The organism is Paenibacillus sp. M-152, assembly GCF_003856555.1.
In the GTDB taxonomy this organism is placed as follows: domain Bacteria; phylum Bacillota; class Bacilli; order Paenibacillales; family Paenibacillaceae; genus Paenibacillus; species Paenibacillus polymyxa_C.
The window spans coordinates 2,997,733-3,018,823 of the sequence record NZ_CP034141.1; the positions used below are offsets into that span (position 1 = coordinate 2,997,733).

The window sequence follows — 21,091 nt, forward strand, 5'->3', positions numbered from 1 at the left end:
ATTTTTTTTTTTTTTTGAAATTATTAGGTTTACAATAGTGTTCGCCCTGATTACAAGCCACGACAACGATACCAAATGTGTAATAACTAAAGACTGTCCTCTTTTGTACGATCGTTATTATCTCAAAAAAATTATTACGTAGTTCGTTAGTTTTCTAAGCAAACGGGACATGATAGTTTAAAAGTAAAAAAACAGGAACCTGCGGTCCGAGTAACGTAGGCGCTGTTGAGGGCTTAACCGTCGGGAGGGGCTGCTCACCAATCGGATCGATCTTGGCATTGTTTATCTACCGCTGGATCACAAGCAGCTAGAGAGCAATTTTGTTGAACCCTTCCATTTAGCATAATGCCGCTATTAGTCTATAACTTTATTTTCACAGTCTCATGTAGTGCTTCCTCTGTTAAGTTCTTTGTTTTTCTATGCAAAAAAACCTGTCATTTCGACAGGTTGAATAATCATAAAATATGCAGCGTAAAAAACATGGAGCGCATCATTTCTGTTAAAGAAGTCCCAGAGGGATGTCCTGCCGGCTCCAAACCTATGTTTCTTATTGGCTATTCAATAACTCTTTAAAAGCTTTTAGATTTGTATCAAAATTAGGCACAGTTTGAGATTCTTCTGCAGATTTGACTTGGGCTACAACTAAATCATTAAATGGTGTTGAAATACCAGTCCCTTCTGCCATTTTGGGAACCACACCATTAATGTAATCAATTTCAGTTTTACGTTTCTTCTCAAGATCCTGAAGCATACTTGCTCTTAGCAGCCTGGACGGTTCCATGACTAGCCTAAAGGTTTGGATACGTTCAGGAATATCATTTTCGCTTCTTAATTCCAAAGATTCTATATCAAATCCACCCATTTTAGCAAATTTGACACCCTTTGCGTGTCCAATCTTGATCGTCTCATCTGCGATATGAACTGCACAAATAATGCTAATTTCATTGTCAAGAATGTCTCCATATTCTCCGTTTAATGCTGCAGATAAACCACTGAATGCATTATTGATCAGTAATTTTGACCACTTCGTTCCAACTAGGTTATCGGAAATGTTTGTTCCGCCGACAAGGTCTAAAGCCGATTTAATACGTTGTATTCTTTCTGTGACTTCGCCGTTTAATTCTCCAATTTGAAAAGCGTACTTTTTAAATTGCGTATACTCGGTTGTAAGGCTAGATACGCCTGGTTCAATAAACGTAGCACCAAATTCAACAGAACCTGCAATAACACGTTCTTCACCAACAATTGAAGCAACGTTCTTTTCGGGTATACCGTTTTGTAGAGAACATACAACACTATCGTCCCTTAGAAAAGGAAGTAACTCTTTAAGAACAGAGTCGTTATATAATTGTTTTGTTAGCAGTAAAACTAAATCATACTTGCCTGACTTGTTTTCAGGGATGATGGCTTTTACCTTTGCTTGAAATTCCGTCGTACCCACTACTTTAGCACCTATTTGATTTAAAGTATCTACATGTGCTTTGTATGCATCAATCAACTCAACATCCATTCCGCCAGCAGCAAGATATGCTCCAACTATGGTTCCTAAAGACCCTGCTCCTAAAATTGCAATTCTCATCTCAAAGTCCTCCTTATTTTTCCTCTAAGTAGTTGTATACAGGTTGTGCAGCGTTTAAGGTTAAATCCGTAAGGATATGAGATGCTGAAACGACTTCTAATACAGGCAAATCTGCAAGAGGTGCCAGTGCATGCTCAAATAATTGAAGTCGAGCAGGACCTGTCCAAGCCCCTTTAACCTCTATATTCGTTATTTGTGTTCGTACTAAGTCGCAGATTCTTAAATCTCCATTGTAATCAGTAGCAATCTTAACCATAAAGTTAGGTCGACAAATTTCATTTTTAGCTAGTTCCTTATCCATCTCAAAATGCTTGTACCCCATGGTGGCTGTGGCTACGCGAAGTGTACCGTAATCAAGTGTGCCAACAAGAGTATCTGAATCTACATAAAGCTTGGGAGCACCTAACTTCTTCGGATATGCAGTTAGCTCCCGACCACTTGCAATCGCTGGAAAGTTGTCAACGTACATCGAATGCACGTAATCTCCGTCCTCTCCATTAAATCGGACAGGAATTACTTGTCCAGCCTCAGTATAAGCACCTAGTCCGGAAACATCGGGCATCCACATCACTTCGAATTTAACCAAGGGATCACCGATTTCTAGGGGTTCCGGCACTGCTGTCCGTAAAGCTTTTTCATCCGTTCGGTAAATAATGTTAAGATATTCACGATTAACAAATTTATAGGTTGGCACCGAATATGCCGGTGCTGTTAATGGTGTATTGAAATTTTTGAATGTGTTATTTACATCAATTCTCATAGAAAGTACCTTCCTTTCTTGCTCAAATTTTGCACTTTTCATTATATGTCGCTTGAGTTTGATCTTGTTCACTTCACTTGATGACATTATCTTATATCTATATTTACATTTAATCTAATACATAATAAGGTATGTATATATTTATCATAATAAATAAGGAGACAAGCTAAATGGAGTTGCTTCAACTCAAATACTTTCAGACAGTTGCTTATACCGAGCACTTTACTAATGCAGCCAGACAATTGAATATTGCTCAGCCCTCTTTAAGCCTGACTATTAAAAGACTTGAAGAAGAATTGGGAACAACCTTATTTGAAAGGAAAGGGAGAAATATTCAACTGAGTTCGTCAGGAAAGATTCTTTTGAAACACGTAAACAGGATTTTTACGGAGATTGAAAATGCGCAAATGGAAATTAGATCGGAGGAACATCAAATTGCCAACACCATAAGAATATCAATTTCCAATTCAAGATTCCTTACAGGACTCATCAGTGAATGTATTACCCGCTTTCCTGAATCAAAAATACTTCAAACCATCGGAGTCAAAAGCGAAATATTGACAAGTTTAAAAAAAGGAGAAATGGATTTAGGAATAACAGGTCATCCTATTCAAGATGAAGAGCTAGAGAGTTGTTTACTGGTAAATGAAGATATTGTTCTGGTTTTACCTTCGAACCACAAACTTACGGGTAAAAACGAGATCTCATTAAGTCATGTAGCCAATGAACCATTTATTACTCTTGCTAATAATGTAGAATATAGTGACTTTACAACCATGCTTTGTGAAAAAGCTGGATTCATCCCAAATATTTCCTTTGAAGTCGATTCTTATTTATTGGTTGAAATTTTAAAGGTTAATCAGGGAGTGGCTTTACTCCCTATTTCAATTTGTAGAACACTAGGGTTGAATTATATTAAAATTACGGATAAAGCTTCAAAATATCCTGTCAGCTTATCTTGGAAAAAAAATAAATTGTTATCTTCTTCAGTGAGAAATTTTCGTGACTTTATTATTTTGTTCTATAAAGATAATTATGTAATTTTCAAGATTTAAAAAATATAGTTACATAATTATCTTAGATTATCCTACATTTCCCGGATTGTTCCCGAAAACTTCTCTTAAAAATGAGGCACAAAAACCTCATATTTGATAATCCTCTTCAATTACGGTTAACCATACATGTTCTTGTTTTTTCGGCTAACGATATCTGCTCTTGGCTTTTGGTTTGGACAAAAACAGATATTGTTAAAACAAAAAGCCGCTGCAACGCGACTATTAAGCTTGTATTAACTTGTCGTCTTATATATAACAATAACTGTAAAATCCGTCCCTCAAGTTGTCATACGTATACGAAAACCTCATCCTCATCATAGACCAGTTCATAGAAGATCAGGTCACCTTCAACTGATTCGGCACACCCATGTCGAGATTCGCCAGAAAAAGCTTCCACTTTTCGAGATTGTACATCTTTCCGTTTAAGTGGTAAGTAGTTGCATTTAATTAAACTTCCTCATTTATCCATTACAGAATTTCGATATATCCTTCAGTTCCATGCACGCGAATTCTTTGCCCATCTTTTATCGATTTGGTCGCATTTTCCACTCCCACAACGGCTGCAAGCCATATTCACGTGCAATAACGGCTCCATGGGTCATTAGTCCGCCCACCTCTGTAATCAAGCCTTTTATGGATAAAAACAATGGAGTCCAGCTCGGGTCGGTAAAAGTGGTGACTAGTATATCGCCATCTTCCAGTTCAGCCCCTTCTATATTCAGGATCACACGAGCCCGCCCCTCTACAACGCCTGAAGAAACAGCAAGGCCTACAATAGCTTCACTGGGAATATTTTCTCGTTTGTACTGACCCGTAATGATTTAGCCGTCAGACGTGATAACACGTGGTGGAGTTAGTTTTTCATATAATCTGTACTCATCTTTTCGTTTGTCGATGATCTGGTAATCCAGTTTATTTGTGCGTATGGTTTCCTGCAATTCTTCAAAAGCAAGATAGTAAATATCTTCTTTTTTATGAAGAACGTTAGCCTGTACGAGTCGTTCCGCTTCCTTTAATAAAGCCTGTTTATAGATGAAGTAGCGACTGACAATGTCGTATTTCGGATATTCACGATAACCGATGAAATTCCGGATCTGGTCGATCATTTGTTTTGTCTCTTTGGCTTTTTGTTCACCATTCGGTAATTGTTTCAATCGAGCTAATAAGTCCTTGGACGAGGATAATCCTAATTGCTCACGGCATTACGTGCATCAATAAGCATAACCCTTAGGAACTGAGTAAGATCTTTCGTTTGATTGACGCACAAATCTACGTTCTCATATTGGTCGTCCTTTTCTACTTCAGACGCAGATCCAGCACGGAAACACCAATGCTCCGCATGATTATCAAAATCGATTCCATACCTTGCATTCAGAATAGACAAATCTCCTCGTTCGATTTCCTCCAATTGACTGCTATCGGCATAGGTAGATACGAGTTTATCAATTGAACGTTCTAGCGGCGACCTTAAATCTGGTTTCATTTCCATACCTCCATTTAATCAGTTAGCTGTTAGTTAGAATAGCTTACTGACCGACACTCATTCATAGTCCGTTCACGAAAACTGTCCGTTAACTTAACCAACGCGAACCAGTCTAATACTTCATTTTCTCAGTCTACAACTTTATTTGCCGAGTCTAACACTTTATTTTTCAGTCTAGAACTCTATTTTCATTTGACAGTAGGACAATGGTGTAATTTCTGTATCCGCTGCAGCCTTGTTTGTAATAAAAGAAAAAGGTGGGAGCTGCAAAAGTAGCAGTACCCCCACCAGCAATACGGCCAGAATTCGTTGCGTCTTCTTCATAAGCTTAGCGTCCTAATTCCTTAAATGCTTGATAGAGTCGATTTTTCTTACTCTCGTTACTAAGTTTCCGAAGTAAGGTTGACGGTAGAATTTTACCCTCCTTGATTGACAGAACTACCTGTAAGAGATCTTTCCAATGGGTTTCAAGTAAATCCCAATCCACAGTATCACTGAATAGTGGATCTATGTGTTCGTATACGGTGTCTTCACTTGGCCTGAAGAATATGAGATCTTTCCAATTTCGAATTCTAGGCATTAGGTTGATCCCTAACAGGTACGCTAATGCGAAAACAGGAGTAGATTGTCCTTGGGTATCAGCGTGCAACGTATCAGGTTGGATGTCTGATTTGTTCTTTAGTAGACCATCTATTATGTAGACAGCTTCCCATACTCCGCAGGGAATGAAGTGACTAAATAAAGCAATGTAGGTATCTGAAATATGATGATAAGCAATTCCGCCATACCCACCATAACGAATATGATATTCAGATAACAAATTTTCTTCGTACAAATCGAACTTCGTTCCGTCTGCAGCAGCTGTCTTCCCGTCTCCCCATAGTTTAGGCAGGCTTAGTGTATTGTATTGATTCAGAATGTCACGTATGGCTGCATCGATCTTCTGGGCAGTTACATGTCGGCGGTTTACAAATGAGAGCATATGGGGTGTAACTAAACTTCGCATATGTTTGGATGTTTGGGCTGGCCCAAGATTGCACCCGTATCCATCGGTAATCCGATCAGGAAAATGTCCCATGCGTTCGCGCAGGTGTGAGTTATAACGTAAATTGAGACTGTTTATCTCGGACATTCCGTCGCGGGCAGAGGAAACGGTCGGGGCCGAGATGGCAGCAAGCTGGCACCGGAATAGGAAATTTCCGGTGCCAGCTTGCTGGTGTTCTTAATGTGATGAAGAGCCAATGAGTTGCTCGGCAATGCTTTTGGAAAGAGGCAACGTATTAATTTCAGAAGGCATCGCATTGATATTAAGGGTTTGTACATAATCCCCGCCGCGAGTTCCACCTGCGAACGTTGCGAATCCTGGAAAGTTGCCGCCATGCCCCCAAATCGTAATACCATTCGTCAGCTTTGTTCCAAGGATCCCCAAACCGTATTCACCTGCTGGAGTTTCAACCCCAGTTAACATCTGATCTAAAGTAGCTGGTTTTAATAGCTTGCCACTAAGTATAGCTTTGAAGAATGTATTCATATCATCCGCTGTGGAGATCATAGATCCCGCAGCATCTGCCCAAGAGGGATTCATTTCAGTTCTGTCTATGAATTGACCGTCGAGTACGAAGTATCCTCGTGCATGTTCACCTGGAATAAACGAGTAGTCGTCGGGTACATAAGTGTTCGTCAGATTAAGGGGAGCTATAAAACGTTTCCTAATATGTTCCCCGTATGTTTCTCCAGTAGCCTTCTTAATAATCATCCCTGCCAGTACCGTATTCGTATTGGAATAAACCCATTTCTCTCCAGGCTTAGAGGTTGCTTTCATGCTCAGTCCGGTACGAACTAATTCGTCTGCAGTAAAGGAATGTAACGGGTTTGGGAGTAATTTATCGAGAATATCCTTGTGTTCTGAATAGTCAGGAATACCGCTTGTTTGGTTTAATAGTTGCCGAATCGTGATATGTTCCCCTTCATATTCTGTACCCTTAACAACATCAGGCAGCCACTTTTCTATCGTGTCATCCAGGCTCAGTTTTTGTTCATCAACAAGCTGAAGAACGACCATTGCAGTAAACGTCTTTGTTAGACTACCGATCCGGAAAGTAAAGTTCGTCTTAACCGGGTCGGTACCGTAAATGCTTGCTTCACCGGAAGCATATGCCCATTTTGATCCTTTGTTTGAGGAGGCTACAATTATGCCCGGTATATTTTGATGGTTAGCAGCTTCATCGATAAGTTGCTTGGCTTTGGTCTGCGAATTTTGACTGTAAGTAGTAACGAGGGGAGCCGCCTGCTTTGCAAAACCAGTTCCTTGTAATGGCAGTAATAGAGCCGCGGTAATCATTGCCGATACAGTGAGCATAGAAATTTTGTTCATTCCGTTTCTCCTTTTGATTAAGGATTCGTATTATTCATTCATTTGTGATGGAGTGACCTTTTTGATATAGAAAAGGATGTCAAATGTCTTGCCGAATGCAGCGTCTACAAACAAAGGTACTTCAGGTCCCAATTTTGTTATTCCGGCAAATGTAGGACGGGTTTCATCTAACCAAGTTTTCACCGAACCGCTTGCTTTGCGCAAGTCTACAAAAAATTGATCATGTTTGACTTGTCCGACGGTATAGTTAATGCTATTAGGGTCATCGATTCTAACCGTTCCGTAAGGACCGAATTTGCCGCTTTCATTAACAACGTTATATGAACCTGAATGGATTGAAGTCCCGATGGATACGTATTTGTCGCCGTAATGTTTAGCCAAATGTTGTCCTGACATCTCCGGATATACGAATGGAAGAGTATTGGTTTTGGATATATGTCCGTTATGACCCCATACAATGGTTTTCCCCCATTGTTCTTGTGTCCACTTCGCATTTTCATACATTGCAATATCATGTCTTAAGAAGAACTCCGGCTGTTGTTCAGCTGAAAGCATATAAATAAATTGCTCGATAATACGGGAGCTATGCAATGCCCATGCGTAAGCTTCTTTTTGCTTGCCGGCATTAGCTTTATTTTTTTCTAGCAGCTCAATAATAGACCGGGCATTGGAAAGATGCTTTTCTTTCTCATCTTTCGGCAGTTTCTCAAAACTTTCTTCATCTTTTGCTGCGGAAATAAGCTCTTTCATTTTGTCATTTAATTGAGAAACCAAATCCGGATGATATTGTTGGATATAGTCCGAAATTTTGTTAAACACAGGTTCATCTAATTTTTTTTGATCCATCCCGATTACACGTATTTTGTTGGGATGTTTGGGATTGGCATTGTAGTCACGAATCCATTCCAACATTTGCGTCATTTCTTTATTGTTAAACACGGGGCTAAGAATTTTGTCTGGATGCCCTTTACCTGTAAGAACATATTGATCAAGCATCAATCCTTTCCCCCAGTCCTCCTCTAAGACGAGGTTTGTAAACCCCAATTCCGTAACCATATACTGTACGATACGGTGTTTCATCGTGAATACTTCATGCATGCCATGAGAAGCTTCGCCTAAACCAACAATAGAAGCAGACCCTATCATCTCTTTAAGTGGTTGTAAATCTTCCAAAGAAGCACGAGGCTCTGTTGTTGTTAATTTGCTTGCATTCTTCTCCAGCCACTGTAATGGAGTCTGGTTGTCCTTCATGGCAGTTTCAAGTTTAGATGCAGGCGTATTGCCCGAACTGGATGGTGTTGATGGGATTTCTTCTGTGGAACAACCGGCCAAACTTATACTACATATTGTAGTAAGTGCCAGCCTCGTTAATAATTTCTTGTTCATTTTTTTCCTCCCCAGGGTTATTGTTTGACATTCGTTGCGAAGCGATTTGTCTCCCCGAGTATTGCAAAGTAATTGTCATACTGCCAAGATGCCATTATGTCACCATGATGCGTTTTTACTGTCATATGACGGCTTATCGCCCGATTAGGACGGGATTATGAGGGTCCTGACCAGCATTTTGTCCAACAAGTCCTCCAGCTCGGTTGACGGTCGTTGTGACTGAACCCGTTGAATAAGAATTGCTCACGATTCCGATAGAATTGTATCCGACTAAACCACCAACGCGGGATAGTCCATCCACTTGGCCAGTTGCATAACTTTGGCTGACGGTGCCCCGCACATTATAGCCTGCAATTCCTCCAACGTATCCAGCAGATTTTATATGCATTGCAGTATCGACATACATTTAATAAATATTTATATGAAACAATGCTGCTTCCCTGTTCACAATCACTCTCTCTCCTTATGTAGGTTTTGGCTGTTATTTTGATACGAAGATTTTAGCATGGTATGACTGAACAAATTCTGAACATTCACACTCCTGTTTCGTCGAAGAATGCACTAATCCAAAATCTGGCTTAGATTATAGAATATTTGAGAAGAACAATAAAACTCTTTCTAAGAAGCCAAAGACTGGTGAGGATTTATATAAGTTTTTAGTTGATATTTACTATCAGCGATACAGCAGTATATCCCCTGTAAAGGATAACCTTCCCTACATCAATGATGATCAGAAGAATGCATTGGCCACGTATTATGGTTCAGGACAGCAACAACATCAACTGAGAAAATGCACGCACGAGGCATTTGGTTGTACAGGGAACTGTTTAGAACAATTCCAGGAGAGCCTGAGAGTTAAGATTAATCAATGTGGAGGGACATTAGAGGAGTTGGTGATACAACCTGACGTGGAGTTCAGTGAACCTAATGTGGAGATTGATGGAGTCATTCCGTGGCCAATTAATGAAATCGCCGAGCTAGTTCTTAACGGGTTGGCAGTCGGGCTTTAGACAAAATGAAGGATAACATCAATAGCAACATGACGGTTAGCCTATTGTTCCCGCGGCTTAATGGGGTAGTATACTTTTATTTTGGATTTGATCATGTGGATTTTATGAGAATAGTTCAGTAATCGTCACAGGTATTGCAAGTGATGATTAACATCCTTGGAATATGATATTTCTTTAGAAATGGTGGTAGCTTCGAATGGAAAAAATTCAGAGTACCGCCTTTTTTTTTGTTTTTGAACTGTTGATCAAACTCACATGTATGTCAGTTATCCGTTGAAGGCGGGCAAAGGGAAAGAAAATAAAGAACTGCCTGCGGTGATGAATTTTTAAAGTTCATATCATTAGACGTTTCAGGCTTTGAGCCAGCAACTCCTCATGTTTCCCCGTCAACTTTATAATCACCGCCTCTCCATTGAAGTATGTAGTCTCCAGAACGCAAACCATCGCTGAAACCTTGGTCGTTAGAATTCCAAGTCACTGTATCGTGAGGAGCGATTACTAAACTTTAGATATATAGTTTGTTTGAATCAATGTGAGTTAAACTTACCTTTACTGGATGATCAGAATGATTCTTCAAACAAAGTTTAACATGACCCCCGCCTTTAGGGACACTAAACACTTCTCTACTGTTGTGCTTCCGCCCGATCTTTGAGAAATAATATTGTCTCCGCTAGTTTTACTTGGTGAGGCTGCAGCTTTTTCCTTCATGGTTTTCCACACCTATCTCTTGATATGGTTTACCAATTAGGGACTAGTGAATACAATCTGGTAGGACCTTTTCTTATCTTCTCTATATTCAAATGCACAACTCTATAGACAAAAACGCCAAGGATAATGAATGCGATTTTTGTTGCCCAGAATACCACTTTTCCACTTTTTGAAAACACAAATTGGTCACTCTGACCCCAAGTGACCTATTTGTTAAACAGTTTTATACCAGACGATCTAATACAATTATTGGCTCAGTCTCTTCCCACATCGGGTGCACGATTTATCCACGAACGCTCTACTTTGCGAAATATTTTGAACATCGGAAACTGGTGGAATGTCTTCTTCTTTCAGATGGGCAAGAGCAGGGTTTTTGGCCCACTCCCGATATGAGGCTAAATCCTTCCATCCCATCTGCCAGGAATCAACAGCATTAACAAAGCCCTGATTAATGACTACGCTTGAAGATTTGCGGAGTAATCCTGTGTAAAAAACCGGCAATATTGCACCGGGCTTAACGCTTAATTTTATTTCCCGAAAATATCGTTTAGTTTTGTACCGACCACTCCTTTTATGGTAGAAGCCATTTTGCATTTTTAAGCGTGCAGCGGAATTTACAATGCTTATCCGGTACGACAGCGACATCCGATAAAAAGGAAAGTTTGAAAGTTAGCGTGATTAAATTTTTATTGCCCTGCAACCGCCGGTGTAGTATTCTACATCCTGAGTATTTTTAACCACTTCATTACCGAACCTCAGGGGGAAGACATCATGATGTTTCGAACACGCACGAGACGATTCGCCGCGCTTATCGCGGCGGCAGTAACCTTCACTACACTAGTCCCAGGACTCCCGGCAAGCGCGGACGCAAGCCCGAACCCGATGGAGGGGATCGTGCTCACGAAGCATGAACGACTCGGTCCCGAAGGGTTTGGGACCATCAGCTATGAGGATGGGATCTTCTACCTCACTGGAAAGAACAACCGTGCGTACTCCGACGACGGTGGGTCGAGCTGGAAGAAGCTGTACGGCAATAACGCCCAGATGGACACGGCCGGCGACGGCAACGGGAATTTCCTCACCGTCGTCGGTTCTGGCGGATATATTCGCTGGGATACGACCACACGGGCATTGGAATCGTTCGAAAAAACCATCTACTACCCGGGATTTAAGCCGTCCATGCCAAGCGTGGCCTACTTCAAGGGGTCTTTTTATGCGGCAGGCTACGAGACGGCCACGATGCCGCAGCTCGGCAGAATCTTCAAGCTGAACGACGACGGCGAATCCTGGGAACACATCGCGGTGCAAGGTCCTGCGCTGGAGAACAAGCGGTTCAATAAAATCAGAACGAACGGAACCACGATGGTCGCCGTCGGGGAGTACGGTCTGATCGCGACCTCGACGGACGGCGTCACGTGGACCCAAAGAGAATCCGGGTCGAGTCAGCACTTGGTGGACGTCACGGTCCCGGCCGACGGAAGCCCTATCATGGCCGTGGGCATGTACAATACGATCACGATCTCCGAAGACGGCGGGGAAACTTGGCAAGCGTATGGCTTCAAATATGATGACCCGGATATTTACAGCGTTACTTATGCACGCGGGTATTACGTCATCTCCAATGAATACGGAAAAATCCTTTACTCAACCGATGCTCGGAATTGGTCGGAATTCAATCACGGCTTCGGAAGAATAGGGATTAACGCCATTAATATCGACCTGCCGGGGCAGATGGTGCTTGTCAGCGGAGGTGGCTTGGTATATTCCGTAAGTAAGGCTACTACCTCTACGGCGTTAGCAAGCAGCGCGAATCCGGCTTCGGTCGAACAAGAAGTCGTCTTTACGGCAACCGTGTCGAAGCCGTCGAATTCCCCGGTGACGGCCGCGCCGACGGGGACGGTTACGTTCAAGAACGGCGAATCGGTACTGGGCAGCGCTCCGCTCACGGTAGGACAGGCGACTTATTCCGTGTCGGATTTAAGCATCGGGACGCATCAAATTACTGCGGTATACAGCGGCGATGGAGCGTTTGGGACAAGCGCCTCCGCTCCGCTTGGTCAAGTCGTGACCGACGCAGTGCCGAAGAAGTCCACGACCACGACCGTGACGAGTACGCGAAATCCGTCTACGGTAGGTCAGTCCGTCACGATTCACGCGACGGTAACGGGACCCTCCGGTACGCCGACAGGTACCTTGACCTTCAAGGATGGCGACACGGTGTTGGATGCCGTACCGATGACGGTAGGCGCGGCAACCTACTCGACGACGCAGTTCATGGTAGGCGTGCATCCCATTACTGTGACGTACAGCGGAGACGTTCAGTTCGAAGGCAGCACCTCCGCCACGCTCCATCAGACGGTAAACGCCGACGATTCCGGCAACTGCGATAACGGGTCCGGCGGAAGCAGCGGCGGAAGCGACGGCGGAAGCAGCGGCGGAAGTGGCGGTGGAAGCGACCCGACGACGGGAACGACCCCGACGGCGCAGCCAACGACGCCGGAACAGCCGGATGCGCAGAAGCCGGAAGGAAACGGGGAAATCCCCCAAGACCCGAACGATATTTTCAGAAGCCAAGTCGTTCGTGCGGACAGCAACGTCATTGCCGGCGTTCAAGCGAGAACGGCAGAAATCTTAGAAAACGGCGGACAATTCGCGTCGATTCAATACAACGATCTCGGGGATCACTGGTCTATCCCGAACGTCGAGAAGCTGACTAAGCTCGGCGTCATCCACGGGTACCCTACCGGTGGCTTCGAGCCCGATGCGGTCATTACGCGGGCCGAATTCGCGGCGATGATCGACAGGGGCTTCGTGGATATGGCTAGTAGAAAAGTTGAGATCAATGAGGAAGATTTCGCGGCCTTCAGCGATATCGAGGGGCATTGGTCTTCCGATAACTTAAAGCAGCTTGTAGCGGTCGGCGTTATGACGGGATACGAGGACGGCACGATCCGTCCGGAGAAGTTGATAACGCGCCAAGAGATGGCCCTCATGATCACTCGAGTACTGAATGCATATATTTTGAACCGCGATACATCTGATGTAGCGTTTAGCGATTTGGACGGCGCGTACGGCGCGGAGGCGATTAAGAAGGCTACGGCACTGGGCATCTTCACTGGGAAGACGAAACAGCGCTTCGACCCGCATGCGGGTGCGACGCGCGCCGAGTCCCTCCAGACGATCATCAACACTTATACGTTAAGCCCAGCCATCAAGGAAGCGTTGGACAGCTTGAGTTGATGTCGGGCGTCTATAACATAAACCGATAGGACGACCCAAATATATAAAACCAGCGGCAGTCAAGGACCTGAAAATAAAGTCTTAGACTGCCGCTGGTTTATTGAACTAACGTTCTCTGTTAATTCGACCATATCTGGCGCACGGGTCAGCACTTTCCGATGCGACTTGCCGAGAATCCTCTGATATTCCTCGAATCTTCGTTCGATGAAATGTTGAAAAACCGCTCTGTAAACGGGCGGTTTTCTTATGCTTGCATGAATGCTTCTAACGGCTCCAGAGTCGAGAACGTCTTCTTTGCATCCTTCTTCCGTTGCTCATCATAGAGTTTGGTTAACTCTACGAATGATTCAGCTTTAATCTTCGTATAACTCGATTTGGTGTATCTGATTATGTACTTCTTTTGCCCTTCCTCTTCAACCCATTCGTAAACGACGTCATATTTGTCCCTCAAATTCTTCAAATGAAGTGCCCGGCGCAACACTGCATAGTGTTCTTCAATGGCTTCATCGCATTCCTCCATAATCTTCTCGTATGAGCAGCCAACTCGCATCATAATCTCTAATGCCCGTTCATCGCCGTATCTCGCGAGAAATTCCTTCAACGAAACCAGCGCATATAGCGTTATTTGTTCCTTGTCATTCGGATTTCTGTATTCATAACAGCCTACAACCAAATTGCGGTCGGTCATTTCCTCCTTACTGAATTGCATCTTAAACAAATACTCGAGTGTCTTCTGCTTCATAACGGTTTCCAACATCTGTTCTTTATCAATCCTGATGCCCGTTGTCACCCACGGAAACGGTAGTTGGCCGTTACTTTCACGCGGTATGCTACCCCTAATATTCAAAATCGGCAAACCCGTAGCAATTGCGTACGACCTGTTATATCCTTCGTCCGCGAATATTTCCTGTTCTTCTCGCATGTGTCCTGCCCCTCCTTTTAGTACCAAGTTCCATTCGGCGCGAAGTGCCACCAGTTGTCTGCGAAGTGAATCTCCGCTCGATTGTATCATATGAGAACCATAAGTTCATCTAATGGTTGCATTATCCTGCCCGTTGGCTAATGCCGGCTGCCAGTCTACAACTTTATTTTTCAGTCTAACACTTTATTTTCACAGAACAGCGGTAACACAGCTCTCTGGCAGTCGCTTTAAATAAAGGCGGCTTACAAGGTGGGCTTTAAGAGGAAATACTTCTGCATAAATGCTTGTATTAATGTCGGTGTACATATTTTTCATAGATTAAGGTAATGATAGAAAAAAAATTATGGGAGTGAGCATGAGATGTTTAAAGACTGGGTGTACAATATACCTTCTTTGAGACACTGGCTAAGTAAGTTGCCATCCTTACCTTATCCATTAAAAGCATTGTTGATTGTAGTGGTTGGAATTATGCTGTTTCGTCTTGCTGGAAAAAGATCGCTCGCAGAAATGACAGTGGCCGAAGCCGTCATAAGAATAGCCATAGGTACGGTACTTATCCAACCCCTTGGTATGAAAAATGAGTGGGAGGCAATTTATGGAGGCACTCTGCTCATTATTGTAGTTATAATCATAACGAAAATGATGCAATACATACCGAAATTTAGGGTCTTATGATCGCCGTCCCTTCCGTAGTTATTAAAGACGGTGAAATGATGCTGAAGGAGATTAAAAAGGCCAAGTTAACCACTGGTGAGGTGGAAGTTAGCCTACGACAAAACAAAGTCGGTAATATAAAAGATGTAGATTTGGCTATTTTCGAATCAAACGGTAAATTATCGACTATTCTAAATAATGAGCAAGCTGCGGCAACAAAGAAGGACATCCAGATGACCCTGGATGTCCTAGCCAACAATGGTTTTCGCATTCCTGAAGAAAAAATTACCGAAGGGAAAACAGCACCATTATTTGAAAGAAGCTTATAAGGAGGCTGAAAAAGTTGATAACATACCAAATCAGTATTGAGTTTGACTCATATTTTTTTCTGCTGACTGGTTATGTAAACAGCTTACTATAAGGTATCCGAGAAATCCAGGCAGGTACGTGTAAAAAAGTTTCCAGATCGATACTAGCATACTTCTTCAGAATTATCTTAACGCAAGAATTTATTATAATAGTGCTGATCGCCAGCTTTCTGTATCCCATGAAAAATCTGATTGGCCTTTTAACACGTTTAGCCTTGTTCGGAATGATGGCCTACACTCTGTTTTCAGGCTCTATTCCGAATTGGGGGGATAAATTATTGTAATGGTCATATTGTCCTTGCCTATCCTCATAAATTTGTTGGTTAGATTCCTGAAAATGAAAATAATAAAGGCTTAAACCGTCCTTTCAACAGGACATTTTTTTTTCAACACATAACAAACTAAATGTCTGCTTTAAATACTCTCTTATATCAAATTTCAACTTACATGTGCCCATGCATGAAGCGAAGCTGCAGGAACTGCAGGACGATTATGAACAGCTGCCTGTCATGACCTATGAAGAGATTGTAAAAATCTCCAACATGCTGTCCCTGCTGTGCAACTATATTGTAGAGGAAGCTCTCAATAAAAACTTGCTGGTGGAGATGTTCGAGAAGGCTTCCGGCTCCCAGGAATCCGTTAATCTATCCAAGATTTTGCCTGGGTACTCCATTCGCAATATTGAATCCATCAAAAAGGAAATGACCAATGCGATTGCGGATGCCTATCTCAAAAACAGCCCAAGCGATAATGCATGTACCAGCCCTGCGTTACAGCCTGCTTTTGAATATATTCACAGTCACAAGAGTGAGCAGGTGACATTGAAACACATGGCAGATCTATGCCACCTTAGTCCAAGCTATTTCAGCAGACTATTTGCCAAGGAAACCGGGGAGAATTTCACAACCTATCTGGCCAAGCTCAAAATCAAGTGGGCCAAGCAATTGCTGGAGGTTACCGACATGCCGATCTCACAGATCAGTGATGAGCTGGGTTTTAACGAATCAGGGTACTTAATCAAAATTTTCAAAAAATTCGAAGAGATCACGCCTGCCCTATATCGCAAATACATTCAAGAGCAATCTGTCACCTGGTCTGACTATTTCATCTGTTCCTGAACCCAGATCGCAGAACCGGCCAGCATCTCCATCAATCCGTTAAAGTGAGGCGCTACCTCCTGAAATGGATAGTCGCCTGCATAGTCGTGGATAAGCATCAGAACTTTACCCGAATTCCGTTCCAGAACAGCAATGCTTCCTTCTCCAAAACCGCCAATCGGGAACGGATTCAGGTCTTCAGGCAGGTCGTACTCTTTCTTATACTCATGATACGCTTCCACAAATGCTGGGTATGCCCAGTCCAATTCCTGTACGGAATAGAGCGCAGGATCACCGAAGTGGCAGGCACCGTAGTACAGCAGAAGTTCCCGGTACGACTCGGGAAGAATAACGTTGTGCTTTTTCTCAAAATCAACGATCGCCTGCTCCGATTCCCGCGTACAGCTCTTCCCCATTACGGTCTTATATGCCTGATTCAAAAGAGTCCGAATTGGTTCTAATGCCGCTGATTCCATGAAACATCCTCCTTTTATAGGTGAGATAAAGCCTGCCATCATTGTACCGATGTAAAATATTATTGATTAGGCCCTCGATCTAACGAATTCGAGTTCGTCCCTCACTGTTAATAACAATACAACCCCGATAGAGTTTTATGAAATAGAATTTTTTAGCCTTCGTTACTCCTGGTTGTCATCATCTCCAGCAAGCCACGTAATGCGGCCGATAGATGTTCACTTTGGGCATGTACAAGTCCCACTTCCAACCTGCAATATGGCTCTGGCAAAGATATCACTGAAACCTCTCCTCTTAATTCGGCTTGAACAACCGAAGATCGCGGGAGTAAAGATACCCCTATTCCGGCAGATACACCACTTAGGATCGTGTTCAGTGTACCAAATTCCATTACATTGAGCGTATGGACACCACGGCTATGTAGAAAAGCTTCAGCTTGAATTCTGTGTGTACACCCGATCTCAAAGAACAACATCGGTTTACCTAATACTTCGGGCATCTGATGCAAGCCGGGTTCCGCAATCAGAACCAATTCTTCATCAAACACCTTGATTCAAGGATTCCTTGAAGTAATCGGAACATTCATTAGCAAAAACCGGTTCATTCTCTATTAACATACCAAATTCATAGTTCTTATAGAAACCATTAAACGTAAAGTTAGCAGATCTGGTAATAACCGAAGTCCCATCGAATATATATAGCTTTGAGTGTAGGTCCTGCAGTGCATATATGTTGGCACCAGCACTTAACAATCTATCTAAGCCATCAATGTTGCTAGCGCCTTGTATAAAATCCTCCCGATAGAAGCGGGTTATGATGTTGCACTCAAGCTCCTCATCGCTTTCTAAAACCGCAGAGAGACTTATGGCCATGTTTCTCCCTATGAAAGGAGAAATAATGTTGATTTGCGTTGTACAGTTGTCTAGAAGCCTTAAATCTTCTCTGTTAGGCTTTGTCCTCTTTTAAGTACATTGTTGGGAATCAAATTCAAACGCAAATCTGATGATATCACCCTTGGTATCAATTTCCTTGTATTCTTCGGTACTCGATCGGAGAGAGACCATTGCGCTTTTTGAACGTTTTACTGAACTGGTATACGTCAGAATAGCCACAGGCTCTCGCGATATCTGTGACGGAATCACTTGTGAACAGGAGCCGGCGAACGGCATGCTCATTGCGAAGATGATTCAGGTACTCCTTGGGACTGCACCCGTACCGGGATCCAAAGGTTCTGCGTAAATAAACAGGTGAGAAACCCGTCTGCTCCGCCAATTCGGTAATCCGCAACTCGGTAGCAAATGCCGTATCTAACTTCTCCTTGAATTTACGAAGAGCCTCTACTATTCCGTCCCCATCGTCGTGCCTCCCTCCTGCTTCCGCTGCCTCGTGTACCTCTTGTACCAAACGATACCAGACTGACTTTACTCTGGTCTCTCGCACAAGATCTCCAGGTACCCATTCCCTTTCCGCTTCCTGGAATTGTTCCCCAATCCGGCCCGCACGCTCACTCTGTAGAGGCATAAGAAATGGAAGCCGCAGCCGCTCAATCGACTTTGGCGTATCCCATTCGTTCTCATTTTTTATGAGCGAAGCGCAATCAAACAGTATCATCGTCATTCGGAGTGGATGTGCATCAGACGATTTCATGTAAAGAGGCAGTCCAGGCCATAGGTATACCAATGTTCCCCCGCTAACCTCTAGATCACTCTCCTCACAACGAAAGGTTCCCTTCCCACTGTAAATGTAATAAAAGGTATGTCCTGATACCGTCTGCCGTATATCTTCCCAGCCTGGCAAGGGCGGCTTGGCGATTACCCAATGGATATGCACTACCATATTTCCCAAGGCGTAATCCATATAAATTCCTCCTTTCCTTAATAGTATCATTTATGACAAATGATGAAGATTGTTTTTGCCATTGTCGCTGGCTTGGTACCAATGCTACACTCCCAACATACAGGCCATCCATGATGTTCTATTGCAAAAATATACTGGAGATGATGAATATGATTCGAACGTTTCAGCAGCATCGACTTAGGGAATCCCAACAGCTTGATGGATTATGGGATTTCGTTTTAGACAAGAATAATGTTGGATTATCTGAAGAGTGGAATACGAATTTCCCTTCCAATCATGATCGTGTGCCTGTGCCAGGCTGTTGGAATAACGAGCTCGGCAAATACGAATACGAAGGTGTTGCGTGGTACCGGACATGGGTAACCCTTGACAATCCCAGCCATCTGCGTCTACTGTTCCACGCTGTCATGGGACATGCCGATGTATATTGGAATGGACAGCATTTAGGGTACCATTATGGTGGCTTCACTCCTTTTGACTTTACTATTCGGGATGTTACCTCTGGTGTACACGAACTCATTGTCCGCACAGACAGCACTCTGGGGACCAACACCTTACCCTATCATATCGTAGACTGGTTTCATTACGGCGGAATCATACGGCCCGTAGAGGTTCAGCGTTTGCCAGATGTATGGGTTGAGGGAATGCGCATTACCTATGAGATGACAGGAGATTCCAGTGCAGATACCCGAATCGTGCTCAAGCTCCGTTCGTTGTCAGATAAACCCGTTGATGTCCCTGTTTCCCTCTATCGGAATAATGAGATATTTACAAATCAAAACGCTTACCTTCCAGCTAAGGGTAGCACGGAACTTGTGCTGGAACAAGAATGGTCAGACCTCCAGCGTTGGAATCAGGAAGATCCTGCCCTATACATGATTCGAGCAGTCGTGGGTCAGGACGACCGGACAGATCGCATTGGGTTCCGTACCGTAGAGACGCGGGACAAGAAGATTCTGCTAAATGGCAAGGAACTTTACCTGCAGGGTGTTAACCGTCACGAAGAACACCCCGAATGGGGTTTCGCTTTTCCCAACAAATTGATGACCAAAGAACTGGATATTATCCGTCAGATGGGATGCAACACGGTACGCGGGTCACATTATCCGCAGAGTGAGTACTGGCTCGACCTGCTTGATGAGCAAGGTATCCTCTTCTGGAGCGAAATTCCGATTTGGGGCGCTGCTTTTCCCGCCAAGGAGACAGATGATCCCATCTTCGTGGAACGAGCATTGACCATGATGGATGAGATGATCGAGCGAGATTTTCACCATCCTTCAATCCTGTTCTGGTCTGTACACAACGAGATTGATACACGCTCTCAGCAGGCTTATGTTCTATCAGTCAAATTGACCGAGCTCGTTCGAAACAAGGATCAATCTAGACTGGTTGCTTTTGCCACGATGTACCCTATGACAGACATCTGTCTTGGACTATTCGATGTCATCGGGATTAACTATTATGGTGGATGGTACTTCGGACATGTCGAGTTTGAGGAGATGCTTAAAGTCTTTCATGAGCGTTGCAATGAATATGGAGCCGAGTATACCCCGGTGCTCATGACCGAATTTGGTGGAGCCGGTGTATATGGAGATTCTGGCTGGGAACCGCGCTTATTCAGCGAGGATTATCAAGCTGATTTGCTCGGCAAGTCGCTGAAGCTCTTCCGAAGCGATCCGAAGATTAGTGGCACTTACGTTTGGCAATTTGCAGATACACGGGGCCAACTTCTGAGCCATCAACCGCACTTCAGAGACCGGGCACGCTCCTTCAATAACAAGGGGCTGGTTAACGAATATCGCAAACCCAAGCTTGCCTATCGTGTGGTGAAGGGTATTTACACCGACCACAGTGATCCGTATGACTGGGGTTCTACACTGAAATGAGTTTGTAGAGATTCTATAAGCTTTTTTTGAACTCGCACTAATTAGGGGGTACTTTTGGAACACGTACTTATATGGTCAGAGGCTATCCTTTTGAGGATAGCCTCAAAATATAAAGCCGTTTTATAAACCGTCATCCCAATGGTAATGGCAAAGCCGGCGAAATTCCAATCTTCATGTCGGCAGGCGAGTTAGCTTTTGCGGGTGCCTTCGGAACCCCTGTCGGTTTCTACCAGGAGAA

At 43.5% G+C, this 21,091-nt stretch carries 16 protein-coding genes and 4 pseudogenes; 6 read left to right on the forward strand and 14 right to left on the reverse strand.

The window, feature by feature from the left end:
• Window positions 1-547: 547 nt before the first annotated feature.
• Together EGM68_RS12970 and EGM68_RS12975 are read right to left on the reverse strand one after the other, a co-directional pair.
• Window positions 548-1,579, reverse strand: a complete 1,032-nt coding sequence (locus EGM68_RS12970; protein WP_129549354.1) for a ketopantoate reductase family protein — start codon at window positions 1,577-1,579, stop codon at window positions 548-550.
• A 13-nt stretch (window positions 1,580-1,592) separates the two neighbouring features.
• Window positions 1,593-2,339, reverse strand: a complete 747-nt coding sequence (locus EGM68_RS12975; RefSeq protein WP_013371261.1) for an acetoacetate decarboxylase — start codon at window positions 2,337-2,339, stop codon at window positions 1,593-1,595.
• A 170-nt stretch (window positions 2,340-2,509) separates the two neighbouring features.
• On the opposite strand from EGM68_RS12975, the gene EGM68_RS12980 reads away from it, so the two are divergent.
• Window positions 2,510-3,394, forward strand: coding sequence for a LysR family transcriptional regulator (locus EGM68_RS12980; RefSeq protein WP_013371262.1), 885 nt, complete (start codon window positions 2,510-2,512; stop codon window positions 3,392-3,394).
• A gap of 468 nt (window positions 3,395-3,862) precedes the next feature.
• Here the strand turns inward: EGM68_RS12980 and EGM68_RS26105 are convergent.
• From EGM68_RS26105 to EGM68_RS13010, 7 genes and pseudogenes are all read right to left on the reverse strand, one after another.
• Window positions 3,863-4,560: pseudogene (locus EGM68_RS26105) on the reverse strand (PEP-utilizing enzyme); the annotation flags it as partial.
• Between the two features lie 20 nt (window positions 4,561-4,580).
• On the reverse strand, window positions 4,581-4,877 hold the full coding sequence (locus EGM68_RS12990) for a hypothetical protein (RefSeq protein ID WP_040103706.1): 297 nt from the start codon (window positions 4,875-4,877) through the stop codon (window positions 4,581-4,583).
• Between the two features lie 174 nt (window positions 4,878-5,051).
• Window positions 5,052-5,201: a hypothetical protein gene (locus EGM68_RS25725; RefSeq protein WP_155617192.1), complete on the reverse strand. Its 150-nt coding sequence runs from the start codon at window positions 5,199-5,201 to the stop codon at window positions 5,052-5,054.
• A 10-nt stretch (window positions 5,202-5,211) separates the two neighbouring features.
• A pseudogene (locus EGM68_RS12995) lies at window positions 5,212-5,922 on the reverse strand (Tn3 family transposase); the annotation flags it as partial.
• A 177-nt stretch (window positions 5,923-6,099) separates the two neighbouring features.
• Complete coding sequence (locus EGM68_RS13000) at window positions 6,100-7,251, reverse strand: serine hydrolase domain-containing protein (RefSeq protein ID WP_058830793.1); 1,152 nt, start codon at window positions 7,249-7,251, stop codon at window positions 6,100-6,102.
• Between the two features lie 30 nt (window positions 7,252-7,281).
• On the reverse strand, window positions 7,282-8,637 hold the full coding sequence (locus EGM68_RS13005) for an erythromycin esterase family protein (RefSeq protein ID WP_129549355.1): 1,356 nt from the start codon (window positions 8,635-8,637) through the stop codon (window positions 7,282-7,284).
• Between the two features lie 133 nt (window positions 8,638-8,770).
• A complete protein-coding gene (locus EGM68_RS13010; RefSeq protein WP_240664024.1) occupies window positions 8,771-9,025 on the reverse strand; it encodes a GLUG motif-containing protein in 255 nt (84 codons plus the stop codon).
• A gap of 2,101 nt (window positions 9,026-11,126) precedes the next feature.
• Here EGM68_RS13010 and EGM68_RS13025 point away from each other — a divergent pair.
• Complete coding sequence (locus EGM68_RS13025; protein ID WP_129549356.1) at window positions 11,127-13,595, forward strand: Ig-like domain repeat protein; 2,469 nt, start codon at window positions 11,127-11,129, stop codon at window positions 13,593-13,595.
• A 244-nt stretch (window positions 13,596-13,839) separates the two neighbouring features.
• Here EGM68_RS13025 and EGM68_RS13030 read toward each other — a convergent pair whose 3' ends face one another.
• Window positions 13,840-14,517 (reverse strand): hypothetical protein, encoded by a 678-nt coding sequence (locus EGM68_RS13030; protein WP_025679565.1) that lies wholly within the window; start codon window positions 14,515-14,517, stop codon window positions 13,840-13,842.
• Window positions 14,518-14,877: 360 nt separating this feature from the next.
• Here EGM68_RS13030 and EGM68_RS13035 point away from each other — a divergent pair, with 360 nt between their 5' ends.
• From EGM68_RS13035 to EGM68_RS13045, 3 genes and pseudogenes are all read left to right on the forward strand, one after another.
• Window positions 14,878-15,192 carry a DUF421 domain-containing protein gene (locus EGM68_RS13035; protein ID WP_058710363.1) on the forward strand — a complete coding sequence of 105 codons (315 nt, stop codon included), beginning with the start codon at window positions 14,878-14,880 and terminating at the stop codon, window positions 15,190-15,192.
• Window positions 15,189-15,500 (forward strand): YetF domain-containing protein, encoded by a 312-nt coding sequence (locus tag EGM68_RS13040; RefSeq protein ID WP_129549357.1) that lies wholly within the window; start codon window positions 15,189-15,191, stop codon window positions 15,498-15,500. Before EGM68_RS13035 ends, EGM68_RS13040 begins: the two co-directional genes overlap by 4 nt.
• Window positions 15,501-15,994: 494 nt before the next feature.
• Window positions 15,995-16,657, forward strand: a pseudogene (locus EGM68_RS13045) (helix-turn-helix domain-containing protein); the annotation flags it as partial.
• Here EGM68_RS13045 and EGM68_RS13050 read toward each other — a convergent pair.
• The 4 genes and pseudogenes from EGM68_RS13050 to EGM68_RS13065 form a co-directional block, all read right to left on the reverse strand.
• The gene (locus EGM68_RS13050) at window positions 16,639-17,112 is read right to left on the reverse strand and encodes an SMI1/KNR4 family protein (protein WP_129549358.1); all 474 of its coding nucleotides are present in this window, start codon (window positions 17,110-17,112) and stop codon (window positions 16,639-16,641) included. The pseudogene EGM68_RS13045 and the gene EGM68_RS13050 overlap by 19 nt on opposite strands.
• 152 nt (window positions 17,113-17,264) lie before the next feature.
• Window positions 17,265-17,657, reverse strand: a complete 393-nt coding sequence (locus tag EGM68_RS13055; RefSeq protein WP_240664029.1) for a LysR substrate-binding domain-containing protein — start codon at window positions 17,655-17,657, stop codon at window positions 17,265-17,267.
• A pseudogene (locus EGM68_RS13060) lies at window positions 17,650-18,030 on the reverse strand (phospholipase D family protein); the annotation flags it as partial. The gene EGM68_RS13055 and the pseudogene EGM68_RS13060, both read right to left, overlap by 8 nt.
• 100 nt (window positions 18,031-18,130) lie before the next feature.
• Complete coding sequence (locus tag EGM68_RS13065) at window positions 18,131-18,967, reverse strand: AraC family transcriptional regulator (protein WP_129549361.1); 837 nt, start codon at window positions 18,965-18,967, stop codon at window positions 18,131-18,133.
• A gap of 149 nt (window positions 18,968-19,116) precedes the next feature.
• On the opposite strand from EGM68_RS13065, the gene EGM68_RS13070 reads away from it, so the two are divergent.
• Window positions 19,117-20,853 (forward strand): glycoside hydrolase family 2 protein, encoded by a 1,737-nt coding sequence (locus tag EGM68_RS13070; RefSeq protein ID WP_129549362.1) that lies wholly within the window; start codon window positions 19,117-19,119, stop codon window positions 20,851-20,853.
• The last annotated feature ends 238 nt before the right edge of the window (window positions 20,854-21,091 follow it).

Excerpts from the sequence above, each read along its gene's own strand:
- EGM68_RS12970 (WP_129549354.1), bottom strand. The coding sequence starts at position 1,579 with ATGAGAATTGCAATTTTAGGAGCAGGGTCTTTAGGAACCATAGTTGGA.
- EGM68_RS12975 (WP_013371261.1), bottom strand. The coding sequence starts at position 2,339 with ATGAGAATTGATGTAAATAACACATTCAAAAATTTCAATACACCATTA.
- EGM68_RS12980 (WP_013371262.1), top strand. The coding sequence starts at position 2,510 with ATGGAGTTGCTTCAACTCAAATACTTTCAGACAGTTGCTTATACCGAG.
- EGM68_RS12990 (WP_040103706.1), bottom strand. The coding sequence starts at position 4,877 with ATGAAACCAGATTTAAGGTCGCCGCTAGAACGTTCAATTGATAAACTC.
- EGM68_RS25725 (WP_155617192.1), bottom strand. The coding sequence starts at position 5,201 with ATGAAGAAGACGCAACGAATTCTGGCCGTATTGCTGGTGGGGGTACTG.
- EGM68_RS13000 (WP_058830793.1), bottom strand. The coding sequence starts at position 7,251 with ATGAACAAAATTTCTATGCTCACTGTATCGGCAATGATTACCGCGGCT.
- EGM68_RS13005 (WP_129549355.1), bottom strand. The coding sequence starts at position 8,637 with ATGAACAAGAAATTATTAACGAGGCTGGCACTTACTACAATATGTAGT.
- EGM68_RS13010 (WP_240664024.1), bottom strand. The coding sequence starts at position 9,025 with ATGCATATAAAATCTGCTGGATACGTTGGAGGAATTGCAGGCTATAAT.
- EGM68_RS13025 (WP_129549356.1), top strand. The coding sequence starts at position 11,127 with ATGATGTTTCGAACACGCACGAGACGATTCGCCGCGCTTATCGCGGCG.
- EGM68_RS13030 (WP_025679565.1), bottom strand. The coding sequence starts at position 14,517 with ATGCGAGAAGAACAGGAAATATTCGCGGACGAAGGATATAACAGGTCG.
- EGM68_RS13035 (WP_058710363.1), top strand. The coding sequence starts at position 14,878 with ATGTTTAAAGACTGGGTGTACAATATACCTTCTTTGAGACACTGGCTA.
- EGM68_RS13040 (WP_129549357.1), top strand. The coding sequence starts at position 15,189 with ATGATCGCCGTCCCTTCCGTAGTTATTAAAGACGGTGAAATGATGCTG.
- EGM68_RS13050 (WP_129549358.1), bottom strand. The coding sequence starts at position 17,112 with ATGGAATCAGCGGCATTAGAACCAATTCGGACTCTTTTGAATCAGGCA.
- EGM68_RS13065 (WP_129549361.1), bottom strand. The coding sequence starts at position 18,967 with ATGGATTACGCCTTGGGAAATATGGTAGTGCATATCCATTGGGTAATC.
- EGM68_RS13070 (WP_129549362.1), top strand. The coding sequence starts at position 19,117 with ATGATTCGAACGTTTCAGCAGCATCGACTTAGGGAATCCCAACAGCTT.